This window comes from Rothia nasimurium (assembly GCF_042660305.1).
GTDB classification, from domain to species: Bacteria; Actinomycetota; Actinomycetes; order Actinomycetales; family Micrococcaceae; genus Rothia; species Rothia nasimurium.
This window is the reverse complement of record NZ_JBHSTW010000001.1, coordinates 172,832-185,793: the sequence shown is the minus strand read 5'-3', so window position 1 is coordinate 185,793 and position 12,962 is coordinate 172,832. Positions and strand designations below refer to the sequence as shown.

The 12,962-nt window shown below is 63.5% G+C and carries 13 protein-coding genes; 7 read left to right on the top strand and 6 right to left on the bottom strand.

Annotated elements, in window-relative coordinates; all coding sequences use genetic code 11:
• On the top strand, positions 1 to 1,012 hold a 1,012-nt coding region (locus tag ACFP6B_RS00795), incomplete at its 5' end, for a cytochrome P450 (protein WP_377125536.1).
• 75 nt (positions 1,013 to 1,087) lie between these two features.
• On the opposite strand, the gene ACFP6B_RS00790 is transcribed toward ACFP6B_RS00795, so the two are convergent.
• From ACFP6B_RS00790 to ACFP6B_RS00780, 3 genes are all read right to left on the bottom strand, one after another.
• Positions 1,088 to 1,489 carry a cupin domain-containing protein gene (locus ACFP6B_RS00790; RefSeq protein ID WP_237196641.1) on the bottom strand — a complete coding sequence of 134 codons (402 nt, stop codon included), beginning with the start codon at positions 1,487 to 1,489 and terminating at the stop codon, positions 1,088 to 1,090.
• A gap of 164 nt (positions 1,490 to 1,653) precedes the next feature.
• Entirely contained in the window at positions 1,654 to 2,271 is a 618-nt protein-coding gene (locus ACFP6B_RS00785; RefSeq protein ID WP_377125533.1) for a lytic transglycosylase domain-containing protein, read from the bottom strand.
• A gap of 138 nt (positions 2,272 to 2,409) precedes the next feature.
• A complete protein-coding gene (locus ACFP6B_RS00780; RefSeq protein WP_377125530.1) occupies positions 2,410 to 5,250 on the bottom strand; it encodes a multicopper oxidase domain-containing protein in 2,841 nt (946 codons plus the stop codon).
• A gap of 199 nt (positions 5,251 to 5,449) precedes the next feature.
• On the opposite strand from ACFP6B_RS00780, the gene ACFP6B_RS00775 reads away from it, so the two are divergent.
• The 5 genes from ACFP6B_RS00775 (at position 5,450) to ACFP6B_RS00755 (ending at position 10,265) form a co-directional block, all read left to right on the top strand.
• The gene (locus ACFP6B_RS00775; RefSeq protein ID WP_377125527.1) at positions 5,450 to 5,953 is read left to right on the top strand and encodes a DUF456 domain-containing protein; all 504 of its coding nucleotides are present in this window, start codon (positions 5,450 to 5,452) and stop codon (positions 5,951 to 5,953) included.
• Between the two features lie 18 nt (positions 5,954 to 5,971).
• A complete protein-coding gene (locus tag ACFP6B_RS00770; RefSeq protein ID WP_237199262.1) occupies positions 5,972 to 6,439 on the top strand; it encodes a hypothetical protein in 468 nt (155 codons plus the stop codon).
• A gap of 6 nt (positions 6,440 to 6,445) precedes the next feature.
• Complete coding sequence (locus tag ACFP6B_RS00765) at positions 6,446 to 7,723, top strand: glycosyltransferase 87 family protein (protein ID WP_377125524.1); 1,278 nt, start codon at positions 6,446 to 6,448, stop codon at positions 7,721 to 7,723.
• 78 nt (positions 7,724 to 7,801) lie between these two features.
• Complete coding sequence (locus ACFP6B_RS00760; RefSeq protein WP_377125521.1) at positions 7,802 to 8,950, top strand: CPBP family intramembrane glutamic endopeptidase; 1,149 nt, start codon at positions 7,802 to 7,804, stop codon at positions 8,948 to 8,950.
• A gap of 10 nt (positions 8,951 to 8,960) precedes the next feature.
• The gene (locus ACFP6B_RS00755; protein ID WP_377125518.1) at positions 8,961 to 10,265 is read left to right on the top strand and encodes a M18 family aminopeptidase; all 1,305 of its coding nucleotides are present in this window, start codon (positions 8,961 to 8,963) and stop codon (positions 10,263 to 10,265) included.
• Positions 10,266 to 10,354: 89 nt separating this feature from the next.
• Here the strand turns inward: ACFP6B_RS00755 and ACFP6B_RS00750 are convergent, their stop codons facing one another.
• Together ACFP6B_RS00750 and ACFP6B_RS00745 are read right to left on the bottom strand one after the other, a co-directional pair.
• A complete protein-coding gene (locus ACFP6B_RS00750) occupies positions 10,355 to 10,717 on the bottom strand; it encodes a GNAT family N-acetyltransferase (protein WP_237186268.1) in 363 nt (120 codons plus the stop codon).
• Positions 10,718 to 10,812: 95 nt separating this feature from the next.
• A complete protein-coding gene (locus ACFP6B_RS00745) occupies positions 10,813 to 11,268 on the bottom strand; it encodes a carboxymuconolactone decarboxylase family protein (RefSeq protein WP_237186266.1) in 456 nt (151 codons plus the stop codon).
• 98 nt (positions 11,269 to 11,366) lie between these two features.
• Here ACFP6B_RS00745 and ACFP6B_RS00740 point away from each other — a divergent pair, with 98 nt between their 5' ends.
• On the top strand, positions 11,367 to 12,032 hold the full coding sequence (locus ACFP6B_RS00740) for a phosphatase PAP2 family protein (protein WP_377125514.1): 666 nt from the start codon (positions 11,367 to 11,369) through the stop codon (positions 12,030 to 12,032).
• Between the two features lie 42 nt (positions 12,033 to 12,074).
• On the opposite strand, the gene nadE is transcribed toward ACFP6B_RS00740, so the two are convergent.
• A complete protein-coding gene (gene nadE, locus ACFP6B_RS00735; RefSeq protein ID WP_237242648.1) occupies positions 12,075 to 12,899 on the bottom strand; it encodes an ammonia-dependent NAD(+) synthetase in 825 nt (274 codons plus the stop codon).
• Positions 12,900 to 12,962 lie beyond the last annotated feature (63 nt).

The following is a 12,962-nucleotide window of genomic DNA, read 5'->3' as shown; positions in this document are numbered from 1 at the left end:
GGCGAGTTGGTGTTCTGTTGTCATGGTGTTATTTTCTCCTGTTGGGGTTGGGAGGGTTTACACCGTTTTCCTGACAGTCCCACCTGAACACACTGCTTTTAGGGCTATCAACGATAAGTACTTCACCCCAGAGCGTATGCAGGCTTTTGAGCCGCAGATTCGTGAAGTGGTGCGGCAGCTTGTTCGTGATACTCCTCGTGGTGAGACGGTTGACATCATGGGGGAGTTCGCCACCCGCTACGCCATGCGCGTGCAAAATGCTTTTATGGGGTGGCCAGAGAGTCTTGAAGAAGCTCTGATTGCCTGGATGAACAAGAATCGGTCGGCCACCCTCAAGCGTGACCGTGCTGAAATCGCTGCAGTTGCTTTAGAATTTGACGGCTACATTCGCGACCTTCTGAATGAACGGCGGGCGAACCATGAAATTCAGGATGTTACAGCCGAGCTTCTGCAGGACCTTGTTGAACTGCCGGGGGAACAGCCTCGTGTTATGACGGACGAAGAGATTGTCTCCCTTATCCGAAACTGGACTGTGGGTGAGCTGTCGACGGTTTCGGCCATCGTGGGGGTCATCGTGAACTTTTTAGGTAAGAATCCGAACGAGGCTAACCGTTTGCGGCAGTGCCCTGAACATATTGGTCATGCTGTTGAAGAGATTTTACGCTTGGAAGATCCCCTTGTCGCTAACCGCCGTGTGACAACTGCAGATGTTGAGGTGGGCGGTCGTACGATTCCTGCTGGATGCCCGGTGACCATCAACTGGACGTCGGCGAACCGGGATGAGGACGCTTTTGAGGACGCCCTGGACTACCGTCCTGATCGTGATCAGTCGATGAACCTGACCTATGGCGCGGGAATTCACGTGTGCCCGGGGGCTCCGCTAGCTCGGTTAGAGTTGCGCATTCTGGTTGAAGAGTTACTTGCGGCGACGGAGTCAATCACAGTCGAGTCTACTGAGAACGCTCAGTTTCCAGTGGCTGGGTACTCCTCGGTGAAGGTTGTCATGAGGTAGGGGGGGAGCCAGTAGCAGCCGCTTATCCGGGCAGCCAAACTGCTACCCGGATAGTCTGTGGCTGCCTTCGCTCTTTTATCCGGTGTAGGTGGCGTCGTCGACGGGGGCGCCCCAGTTGACGAATTCGCCGTCCTCGTTGAAGGGGGTGACGGCGATGTGGGTCATGGGCCCGTCGCTGGTGGCCCCGTGCCAGTGGTTGACGCCGGGTTCGAAGAAGAAAGCTTCACCGGGCTTGAGGGTTTGGGGTTCCTGGCCTTCGAGCTGGTAGACGCAGATGCCTGAGGTCACCACGATGAGCTGGCCAACGTCGTGGGTGTGCCAGTTGGTGCGGGCTTCAGTCTCGAAAGTGACGGCAAGCGACTGGAGCTGGCTGCTGGGTGCCAGCGGGTGCATATATACTTGGCCGGTGAAAGAACCGGCAGGGGCGGGCTTGCCCTGCGGGAAGAGCTGATCTGAGGGAACGGACGAAGCGGTCATAGGGGCCTCCTGAGGGTTTTGGTGAAGCAGGCTCGCAGCGAAGCTGCTGGCATGGGGCTGGCATGAATCGCCTTGTGAGCGCTAGCGAACCGGGCGAGAGGGTCGGCAGCAAGCGTGAGCCTGCAGAACCTTTTGCTGAGCCCCATATGTATTTTACGGCTCTCCTAGCGCACCAGGGTAGCCTGCTTGAACTCGGGGTCAGGCGCGCAGGTGACCGCGTATTTAGTGGCGGCGAGCTCGTCAATTTTGACCACGTAGTTCTGGGTCTCAAAGTAGGGTGGGATGCCGCCGTATTCCTCGACTGCACCGGGCCCGGCGTTGTAGCCAGCTAGAACAATATCCTGAAGCGAGGCTTCATCCGTTACATAGGGGGCTAGGCGCTCGGAAAGGTAGGCCAGGTAGCGGCCCTGGGCGGCGATGGAGTCTTCGGGGCTGTTGATATCGCCCTCGCCCCAGATGTCCCAGGTGTCTTGGGTGAACTGGGCTAGACCGTGAGCGCCTGCGTGGGACTGGGCGGTGGTGACCCAGCCTGATTCGGTTTCGAGCTGGGCTGCCAGCACGCCTGCGCGGAAACCGGAAACCTGGGCGGCAGCTTCAATGTCGTCCCGTAGTTCTGTGGGGGCGTAGGTCAGGTCGGTCTGCCCGCAGTAGTCCTCGTAGGTAGCAGAAAGCCCCACGACACCGGCCGACATCAGCACCGCCGATGCCACAATCTGCCAGTGCGCGACCAGCCCCGCGCCGATGCGCAGGGCAAGATTGGGCTTGGGGCGTTCACTTGTCATCAGGTCAAGACTACTGGATAACCCTCTTGCCCGTCAGGTGCTCACCTGCCGTACACGCCCCAAGGTGATGCACTCAACCCGGCAGGCGGCTCCTGCCCGGCGTTGCCTGCCACTGGCGTCCGCGCTGCCCGACCTGCTCTAGTTGCCGGTGACGACAATCTGCCCGCGGGCCCCGCGTTCGGCGGCGGCAAAGTTGTGGTTGACGAAGGTGTAGGTGCCCGGTTCGGTAAAGACCATTTCGACGAAGCCGCCCTGGGCGGCTGAAAGGTCGAGGGCTTGGGCGCCGCCCCCGCTGGAGCCAAATGCGTCTACGCCGTTCTGTAGCAGGTAGCCGCCTTCCTTGTAGACCGTGTCGAACTGGCTGCCCACCACATGGAAGCTCAGCTCCCCGTTGGGCCCGGCGTTGAGCACCCAGATGCGCACGCGCTCGCCGACGCGGGCGGTGAGGGGGTCGCGTAGGTACTGGGTGGCGTGGCCGTTGAAGAGGGTGAGGGTTGGGGTGCCAGCGGCGAGGCCTTCGGGGGAGATGTCGGTGAGGACGCCCTCGCCCGGGTTGGCGGCGGAGGTTTGGGTGCTCGTGGTTTCGGTGAGGGCTACCTCTGACTGCACCAGCAGGTATTCGCGGTCGACCTGGGGCAGGTCAACCGGGTCGATAATGACAGCCCCAAACATTCCCGTTGCCAGGTGGGTGCTCATGGGCATGGTGGAGCAGTGGTAGAGCCAGATGCCCGAGCGCACGGCTTCAAAGCGGTAGGTGAGGGATTCACCGGGGGCGATGGTGCGCATAACCTCGTCGGGGGAGACGGTTCCGGCGTGGAAGTCTACCGAGTGCCCCATGCTCCCGTTGTTGACGAGTGTAATTTCAAAAATATCGCCCACGCGCCCGCGCAGGGTGGGGCCCATGTAGGAGCCGTTGAAGGTCCAGGCGTTGAGATTGACCCCGGGGGCGATTTCGCGGGGGAGTTCCTGCACATCCAGGGTCTGGCGGTGCACGGTGCGGCCGTCGATGCTTTCACCGTCGGCTACGGGAGCCAGGGCAGCATCACGGGTCTGGTAGCTATCCGAGATATCGCCCTGCAGGTCAATATCGGTGGGGGCTAGTACCGAGTCGGTCGACCCGCCGGTGCTGTGCCCGGCGTGGGCTGAACTGTCGGCGGCGCTGGTGCCCGCCTGGGCGGCGTCCGCCCCGCTTGCTACCACCATGAAGGTCATGCCCATAGCTTTGTGCCCGACCACCGAGCACCAGCCCTCTAGGTCACCGGTGATGATGCCGACGTCCACGCTCTTGGTTGCCCCGGGGTCGATGCGGCCGGTGGAGGTTCCGTTGGAGAAGGTTAGGTCGTGGGCGTTCTTGGCGTCGGTGTTGGTGACCTCAATGATCAGGCGGTTGCCCACCGGCACCTCTGCGGTGTCGGGGGTAAAGCGCATGTCGGCGGTGGCTTCGACGGCCAGGGTGGTGGTTTGGCCGGTGGCAATCCCGGCGGATGTGGGCGCGGCAAGTCGGGCGCGGGCCGCCGGGTCAACTGCGACCACTAGGGCTACGATCAGAGCAACAGCCAGGGCACCGATGAGGGCATTGCGCAGGTGGGGTACGGGAGTCGGTGTGAGCGCCTCGGGGTCGGGGGTGGGTGCCTCGCCGCGGGCCCGGGCCTGAATCATGGCCTTGCGCGCACTGACGGAGGCCCGCACCCCGCGCATCATGAGGGGGATGAAGGCGAAGAGGGTAAAGGCTCCGAGCAGGGAGGCGCCGGTGCGCACCCAAGAGCCGGTGAGGGAAACCGGCAGGATGAAGATGAGCAGGGAGAGGTTGACCATGACGGCGCGGCCCGCCGCGAAGCGGTTGAACTCCTTGTTTGCGGCGCGGACGGCCTTGGGGCCGCCGCCCATACGGGCAGGCAGTAGGTAGGTCATGGCACCCAGCAGGGTCTGGGCTAGAAAACCGGCAACAAAAATAGGGGTGACCTGGCGCAGGGTCAGGGAGTCAAAGGGGGAGATAGCGACCAGGTAGGCAGAGAAAAGGACGCCCGCGGTCAGCCAGACCATGCCGGCAGCTACCGAGAAGGTCGCGTAGTCGGCAGGCTTCTTGGCGGCAGCGGTGCGCACCATGAGGGTAAGAACTAGCCCCAGGGCACCGGCGTAGAGCAGCAGGCCGGCAACAGCCAGCCAGGTGAGACCTGCCAGGGCACCTGCCACAGTGAGCCCCAACCCCGCGCACAGGCCTGCCAGGGCGCGGGCGGAGCGGACGACGGCGTCCGGCACCATGACCGTGCGCAGCATGGTCGGCCAGAGGGTCATCAGGGTGCCCACTACCGTGACACCCACAAAGCCCAGAACGTTGATAGCCTCGTGGGCCAGTAGGAGACGGCCGTGCCAGGTGGCACTCAGCCCGTCATAGGCCAGCAGGGCACCAAAAGTAGCGCCCACCGGCAGAAGCCAGGAGGCCGCAATGTAGTAGCGAATCGTCACCCCAAAGCGGGCAGGTAGGGCAGCATGCATCTGCTGCAGCAGGGCAACCCCGTGCCAGGTCACCGCAGCGCCCACGCCCACCGAGCCGAGCACCGTCAGCGGGTAGAGAGAAAAGACCACACCCACCATCAGCACCACCATCGAGGCGTTGAGGGCATAGATACGGACTAGCTGCACCGGTCGGGCAGTGTCGGGGAGCTTGTGCTTGAGCAGGGCCTCGGTGAAGTGCTGGGACCACACCAGAATCGAGTTGGTGATGAGACCCAGGGTGACCATGTGAACCATCAGCCAAAGGGACTCTGGAATCCACCGGTGGGTCATGAGCACAATGAACAGGGCAAACATCCACAGGGACACCGGTTTAGAAGCCCTGCGGTGCCAGGTGCGGCGGCCGGTGGCGATATCGCGGGCCTGCCGGTCGGTAATAGGTGCACCGGGGGCATCGAGCGGACGCGCCCCCAGAGTCAGCTGCTCGCGGTAACCGGGGCGGGGGGCGGCGTCCTTATCTGGCATCTCTACTCCAAAACTTGTATGCGTAATGCTGATTATATCAGTGTGGTTTTACGATGAGATAGCTAAGCATTGGGCATACCTCTGCCTATCGACCCTCTTGCTCCTCGCCTGGGGGCTCGTCGCAATTCACGCCAGCCCCGGCCAATAGGCTTCGGCATGCCCAATGCTTGCCAGTAACCGCACCGGTAAACTGAACAGTATGACCCTAGCTATCGTGATGACCCTTATCGCCGTCGTCCTCATTGCCGTCGGTATTGTCGGTATCGTCTACCCCATCCTGCCCGGCTCCTTCGCCGTGCTCGGCGGCGTGCTGCTCTGGGGGCTTACCCTGCACGGGCCGGAAGGCTGGTGGCTCCTCGGCCTAGGCCTTCCCATCATGATTGCGGGCATGGCCGCCCAGGCTCTCCTCACCGGCAAGACCCTCAAACAGCGAGCCATTCCCAACCGCTCTATTCTCTGGGGCGTGCTCGGCGCGGTAATCGGCATGTTCGTAATCCCCGTCGTCGGCCTCTTCGTCGGCTTCGCGGTAGCCCTGCTGCTCAGCGAAACCGTGCGCAGCCAGGGCGATATCGCCACCTCAGCACGCAGCACCCTGGCCGCCCTCAAATCAATGGGCATCGGCATCCTCATCGAACTCGCCGCAGCCCTCACCACCGGCACCATCTTCACTATCTGCGCCATCACCTACTTCATCACCGCCTAGCCGGTAGACTGGTTTCCCGTGAAAACACTGCCTGCTTCCCTCATCCTTGCCGCCACCGCCATCGTCCAGGCCCTCGGTATCTTCCGCTACACCGAAGACACCATGGCCCTCTCCGGTCAAATCTTCTTCCCCGTGCTCTTTGCACTCATGGCCATCTACATCACCTGGCGCAACAAAGAAAACAACGGCGCCTTCCCCCTCGCCCACATCATCATCGCCGCCCTCGCCGTCGTAGCCCTGGGCGCCACCATCGCCGGGTGGAGCGCCAGCCTCTACTACTTCTACCCCTCCTACTACGTCTTCTACGCAGCCCTCGGCCTGCTCGTTCTCGAACTCGCCCTGCGCATCGCCGCCCTGCCCAAGAAAGCCGCCGAGGAGCGTCCTGCCAAACGCCTACCCGGCCGCGCCAAAACCAAGCGCGGCACCAACCTGGTAGCCGTCCGCAAGACCGCAGATCGGGACGCCGCAACCCCCACCGAAAAGTAGCCCCAGGTGCCCCTCTTCAGCCTCACCACCCGCCTGCCCGCCCGGCACATCATCTGGCCGGCCCTCACCGGCATCTTCTTCATAGCGGTCATGCAGTGGCACATCCGCCACTCCATGATCCTCAACGGCCAAGACTTCGAGGTCTACCGCACCGGCGCAGGCGTAGTCTTCGGCGACCTCTACCCCGGCAAAACCCTCTACAACTACTACCTCGAAGACGGGCAGCCCATCACCCTGCCCTTCACCTACCCGCCCTTTGCGGTCATGGTCTTCGCCCCCTTCGCCTTCCTGCCCCTCTGGGCCGGCGCCGGGGTCATGACCCTCCTGGCCGTCCTAGCAGCCCTCTGGATCTCGGTGCTGATTCTCAACCACGCGCGCGCTCGCGGTATCACCGTGCCCGGCGAGGCCCTGCTGGGTAGCCGCTCAACGGTTGTAGTGATGGCTACCTGCATCACCATGTTCAGCCCCTGGGACCGCGGTATTGGCCTAGCCCAAATCAATGCCCTGATCCTGTTGCTGGTGCTCATCGACCTGCTCCGCCCAGCCACCCGGGTGCCCCGCGGGGTGCTCATCGGTATCGCTGGCGGTATCAAACTCACCCCGCTAGCCTTCGGCCTAATCCTGCTCATGCGCCGGGACATCAAGGGGGTGTTCACCCTGGGCGCCACCTTCGCAGCCACGGTCGCTGCAGGGTTCATCTTCATGCCCGCCACCGCCCGCGAATTCTGGTTCTTCGCCATCTCAGACCCCTCCCGCGTGGGCAACATCGCCTATGTCGATAACATCTCCACCCTGGGCTGGCTTCTGCACCTGGGGCTTGCTGAGGAGCCGCTGCTCTTGGCGTTGCGCTACGGCCTTATTCTGGCCCTGCTGGTGGGCGTAGCCTACCTCATTCCGGTGCTGCACCGCCGCGGCATGGTGCTCTCCCAGATAGCCCTCAACGGGTTTCTCATGATGGCCATGTCGCCCATTTCTTGGTCCCACCACAACATATGGCTACCCCTGCTGATTGCCGCCTTCTGGCTGGACGCCTTCCCCACCTTCTTCACCCTCGCCCCCCGCGCTGTCCGCCTACTGGCCGGTGCCCTAACGGTCATCGGCTTCGCCGGGCTCATCTACGGGCCCATGCGCATTGGCATTCGCCTGGACCCCACCACCCACAACCTCGACGAGCTCAGCCAGGCTGCCCTGGCGGCGTCCTCTGCCCCCATCATCTGCCTCACCGCAGCGGTGCTGCTCTGGGTCGCGGTTGCGGTGCGCTACCGGCGGGCGCTCGCCAGCTAGCCCCCGGGGCACGAATTATGACGCGGACGCCCGCCCTCCCCTTGCGCGGGGTAGGGCGGGTTTCGCTAGGGTAGAGGCATGAGCACACCCAACGAGCCCCGTATTCCCTGGCAGACACCCGCCCCCAACCCACCGCAGGCTGCGGCACCGGGCTACGGGGCGGCGTCCGCCCACCCGCAGGGGCAGGTGCCCCACCCGCTAGCAACCCACCCCAACCCGGTGCCCCTGCCACCGGTCGGCTGGCGCCCCGGCTATCGGCAGGAGAAGCAGAATCTGGGCTACCACCGGCTCTCCCACGCCGACCCTAAAGGTGCCTGGTGGAAGCCCCTGGTCGAAGCTGTCATCGGGGTGCCACTCTACCTGGTGCTCTCCCTGCTGCTGGTTGTCGCCTTCTTCTTCGTGCTCCTGCTGGGCCTTGACCCCGCCCTACCCGCTGACCCCAGCTACCTCATCCTCGCTGCGAGCCCGGGAATCCTTGAACAAGAGGCCCTGCGGAGCCCCGCCACTTTCGTCTTCCTATTCGGGTCTGTAGCCCTCATGTTCCCCGCCCTCTGGGTTGCCCGCCTGATTCTGGGGCCCAAGCCCTGGGGTCTGATTCACTCGGTCGCCGGGCGTATGCGCTGGGGCTGGCTGGCTACCTGCTTTGGGATAGCCGCCCTGCTCATTGTGGCCCTGCCCCTCGCCTTTGATGCGGCCCTGGGGGCTCGCTACGTTCCCAGCACGACCCTGCCGGTGAGCGGCCTCATTGCTATGTTGGTCGCTATCGCCCTGGTGGTGCCGGTACAGGCTTACGCAGAAGAACTGGTCTTCCGCGGCTACCTCATGCAGACCATCGGCCGCTGGCTGAAACACCCCGCCTGGGCCATCGTGATTCCGGCCCCGCTCTTTATGCTGGGGCACCTCTACGACCTGTGGGGTCAGCTCTCTGTGCTAGTCATGGGCCTGGCCGCAGGGTACATCACCTGGCGCACCGGCGGGCTCGAAGCGGCGATCGCCCTACACGTGGTCAACAACCTGCTGGCCATGAGCTTCGGTGTGCTGGGCATGGCCGACCCCTTCCTGCAGCAGGGCTCTACCGTGGGCATGTTCATCTCGTCGCTGGTATCGAACGGCCTGTTCGTGCTGGTCGTTATCTGGGCGGCGAACCGTCGCGGGCTAGAACGCACCCGCCCAGCCCTGGTCTGGGTCAAGGAAGGCCACCCTGAAGAGTCGCAGCCTGTCCGGTAAAATGTGGTCTATGACTCTTTCACAGACCTTCGATGCCCGAACCAACATTGATGATTTAGCCGCCTTCGTCACCGCGTCCCCCACCTCCTTCCACGCGGCGACCGAGGCCGCCCGCCGCCTGACCGCTGCCGGCTTCACCGAGCTGAGCGAGCGGGACGCCTGGGGCAGTTCAGCTGCGACCGGCAAGCACTTCGTGGTGCGTGACGGGGCCATCATCGCCTGGGCCGGTAGTGCTCAGCATGAAAGCTACCGGGTGCTGGGGGCTCACACCGATTCCCCCGGCTTCAAGGTCAAGCCTAAGTCCTCGGTGCGCACCCTGACCTGGAACCAGGTGGGGGTCGAAGTTTACGGTGGCCCTCTGCTCAACTCCTGGCTGGACCGCGAACTGCGCCTGGCCGGTCGCCTGACTGTGCTGGTGGACGGAGCGCTCGAAACTCGCTTGGTTGCCACCGGGCCGATTGCCCGCGTCCCCCAGCTCGCCATCCACCTGGATCGCGCCGCCAACGAGGGTCTCAAACTTGATAAGCAGGGCAACCTCTACCCCGTCTGGGGCTTTGGTGACTCCACCGGTGATGTGCTGGCCTACCTGGCCGAACGCGCTGAGGGCGGGGCCGTTGACCCCGAAAGCATCGTGGGCTATGACCTCATGTTCGCCGACGCCGCCGAACCCCGCGTCTTCGGTGAGAACGATGAACTCTTTGCCTCCGGGCGTCTGGATAACCTCAGCTCAGTCCACGCCGGCCTCACCGCCCTCATCCGCTACGCCGAGGCCGGGGTAGAGTCGGCCCAGACCGCCGTGCTCGCCGCCTTTGACCACGAAGAAATCGGCTCAGAATCGCGCTCCGGAGCTGCCGGGCCCTTCCTCGAGGACGTCCTGGTTCGACTCTCCGAAGCCCGCGGCGAGTCCGCCGAAGCCTACCGCCGCTCCATCTCTGAGTCGGTCTGCCTCTCCTCAGACGCCGGCCACCTGGTGCACCCCAACTACGCCGGGCACCACGACCCGACCGTCCGCCCCGTGCCCGGCGGCGGGCCCCTGCTCAAAATCAACGCCAACCAGCGCTACGCCACCGACGCCGTCGGCGCCGGAATCTTCGCCCAGGCATGCGCCCTAGCCGAGGTACCCTACCAGGAGTTCGTCTCCAACAACAATGTGCCCTGCGGTTCCACTATCGGTCCCATCACCGCCACCCGCCTGGGTATGCGCACCGTGGACGTCGGCGTCGGCCTGCTCTCCATGCACTCGGCCCGCGAACTCACCACCGTAGCCGACATGGCCCACCTGACCCGCGCGATTGAGGGGTTCTACAGAATCTAGAAGGCACAGCCCGATAGTCTTGTGCGCGTCGGCACCCTGAACGCCAGCCCCGAGCCAGCCGACGCGCACAAGACCACCGGGCTTTACCTTTACTTAACTGCCTTCGCTAAAAAGCGCAGGTGGGCAGGTTCGGGCTTGCGGGTCTTGTCGGCGTAGTCGGGGTGCTTCTCCACCCAGCCCTTGATGTAGGGGCAGACAATGACCGGTTCGTACCCGGCCTCAATGGCCTGGTCGAGGGCACTTTTGACGAGTTTGGATGCCAGCCCGTGCCCGCCGAATTCTTCCTTCACCACCGTGTGGGGGAAGATGCGCTGCTTGCCCCCGCCTTCGGTGTAGGTGAAGAACTGGGTGAAGCCAGCCGGGCTGCCGGAACTGTCGGCAAAGATTTCGTAGGCGCCGCGGCCGTCCTCGTCGCGCTCAGCAACAAGCGGGTTCTCAAGGGTTGCGTTCATAGGGAAGTCCTTTCATGAGACTTATCCAAAAAACCAGGTGAAGCAGGCTCACAGCGAGCGTGAGCCTGTGTAACTTGCTGAATAAGGGCAGGTGGCTAGGCCGGGTGCTGCGACATAATCGAAATCCGGTTAGCCGCGTTCATAGAGATCGCTAGCCACTGCACGGCACTGTACTGCTCATCAGTGAGCACACCCCGGGCGTAGGTGCGGGCAAAGTCGCGGTCCTCGGGGCAGGGGAGCTTCGTGACGGTTTCAGCCAGGAAGAGCGCCGCCTTTTCAGTGAGGCTGTATTCGCTGCTTTCCTCCCAGACGCTCACCAGGGCCCGACGGTTCTCACTTAGCCCCGCCTTAATGGCCCGCTTTGTGTGCACCTTCAGGCAGTAGGCGCAACCGTTAATCTGCGAGATACGCAGGCAGACCAGTTCAATGAGCTGGTCGTCCAGGCCCGCCGCGCGGGCTGACTCGCCCGCCTGCTTGCTCAGGGCACCAAAAGCTGCCCAGGCTGCCGGGTCGGATTTATCGAGATAAAACTCTTTGGGTGTATCAGACATAGCACCAGCTTACTTGCCCGGCTCTCTAGCAAGCAGCTAGACGGGATAGCCCGGGGCAAGCCGGTAATCTAGAGGGTGCCCCGTGAAGAGAGGTAGCCGTGAACCACACCCCCGAATCGCCCTGTACCGGTGGGGCGCGCGTCCGTCCGCCCGCTGCTCCCAAGGACGCCCCCGCGCCTGCTCCTGCCCCCGGCGAGCTGGCGGGGCTCCGGGCCCGTCTGGCTCGCGCCAGCCTTACGGGCCTTCTGGTTTTTGTGGCAATGTGGCTGGTCAACGCGCAGTCCCTCACCAACCCCGTGGATAACGCCGTCTGGCAGGCGTCGCTGACCTGGCGCACGGGCACGCTCGATGCCTTTTTCTCGGTGCTCACCCAGGCCTTCAACACCCTGCCCATGACAATCTATGTGCTGGTGACTCTGGGGTTCTTCATCTGGCGCTACCGCTCTGCCTGGCCCCTGGCGACCCTGGGCGTAACCATGATTCTGGCCCCGCTCACCGTCACCCTCATCAAAAACCTTGTGGACCGCCCGCGTCCCTCCCTCACGCACCGCCTCGTTGAGGAGCTGACCTTCTCGTTCCCGTCGGGGCATTCCACCAGCACCGCTGCCTTCTGCGCTGCCCTCTTCCTTACCGCCTACCCCGCCCTGACGCAGCGAGGACGCCGCGCCCTGGGAGTAGGGCTCGGCGTCCTCGCGGTGACCATCGGGTTTTCCCGTATCTATGTGGGGGGGTGCACTGGGCTACCGACGTGGTCGGCGGCCTAGCCCTGGGCCTGGCAATCGCCTGCCTGGTGCACCTGGCCGTTTTTACTGCCTATACCAGGAATCAAAAATCGTGACCGGGGTGGTGCGCTTATGGCGCGACCGTAAGAACCTGCCCTCGATGTTTTCTGCTGCCGCCGGGTCAATGTCCTTACCTTCGAGGTAGTCGTCGATTTGGTCGTAGGTGACGCCCAGTTCGTCCTCGTCGGTGCGGCCGGGCTTACCGTCGAGCAGATCGGCCGTGGGTACCTTCTCCCACAGGCGGGTATCAGCCCCCAGAACCTTGAGCAGAGCCCGGTTCTGGCGCTTATTCAGACCGAAGAGGGGCATGATGTCAGCTCCACCGTCACCGAACTTGGTAAAGAAGCCGGTGACAGCCTCAGCGCCGTGATCGGTGCCGACCACCAGCAGGTTCTTCTCACCCGCCAGGGCGTACTGGGCAATCATGCGGGCACGGGCCTTCACGTTGCCCTTGTTGAAGTCAGCGATGGGGCGGCCGGTCGCGGTAGCAAAAGCGGACTCGAAGCCGTCAACAGCCTCTGCAATGTTGTAGGTGACGGTCTGCTGGGGCATGATGAAGCGCAGGGCAGCCTGGGCGTCGTCCTCGTCGGCCTGCACCTTGTAGGGTAGGCGGACGGCAATAAACTCAGCCTCAACACCCTCTAGTTCCAGCTGCTCCACAGCCAGCTGGCACAGGCGTCCGGCCAGAGTGGAATCCAGCCCGCCCGAAATGCCCAGCACAAAACCGCGGGTGCCGGTGGCTTTGAGGTAGTCCACGAGGAATTGGACGCGCTTGCGCACCTCCTCAGCCGGGTCGATGGAGGGCTTCACGCCCAGTTCTTCAATGATGTGAGCCTGTAAATCGCGCATGACTCTATGCTACTGCCAGCTCCTACAGACAGAAAGACGCCCCGACCTCTGTAACAGAGGTCG

Excerpts from the sequence above, each read along its gene's own strand:
- ACFP6B_RS00790 (WP_237196641.1), bottom strand. The coding sequence starts at position 1,489 with ATGACCGCTTCGTCCGTTCCCTCAGATCAGCTCTTCCCGCAGGGCAAG.
- ACFP6B_RS00785 (WP_377125533.1), bottom strand. The coding sequence starts at position 2,271 with ATGACAAGTGAACGCCCCAAGCCCAATCTTGCCCTGCGCATCGGCGCG.
- ACFP6B_RS00780 (WP_377125530.1), bottom strand. The coding sequence starts at position 5,250 with ATGCCAGATAAGGACGCCGCCCCCCGCCCCGGTTACCGCGAGCAGCTG.
- ACFP6B_RS00775 (WP_377125527.1), top strand. The coding sequence starts at position 5,450 with ATGACCCTAGCTATCGTGATGACCCTTATCGCCGTCGTCCTCATTGCC.
- ACFP6B_RS00760 (WP_377125521.1), top strand. The coding sequence starts at position 7,802 with ATGAGCACACCCAACGAGCCCCGTATTCCCTGGCAGACACCCGCCCCC.
- ACFP6B_RS00755 (WP_377125518.1), top strand. The coding sequence starts at position 8,961 with ATGACTCTTTCACAGACCTTCGATGCCCGAACCAACATTGATGATTTA.
- ACFP6B_RS00750 (WP_237186268.1), bottom strand. The coding sequence starts at position 10,717 with ATGAACGCAACCCTTGAGAACCCGCTTGTTGCTGAGCGCGACGAGGAC.
- ACFP6B_RS00745 (WP_237186266.1), bottom strand. The coding sequence starts at position 11,268 with ATGTCTGATACACCCAAAGAGTTTTATCTCGATAAATCCGACCCGGCA.
- nadE (WP_237242648.1), bottom strand. The coding sequence starts at position 12,899 with ATGCGCGATTTACAGGCTCACATCATTGAAGAACTGGGCGTGAAGCCC.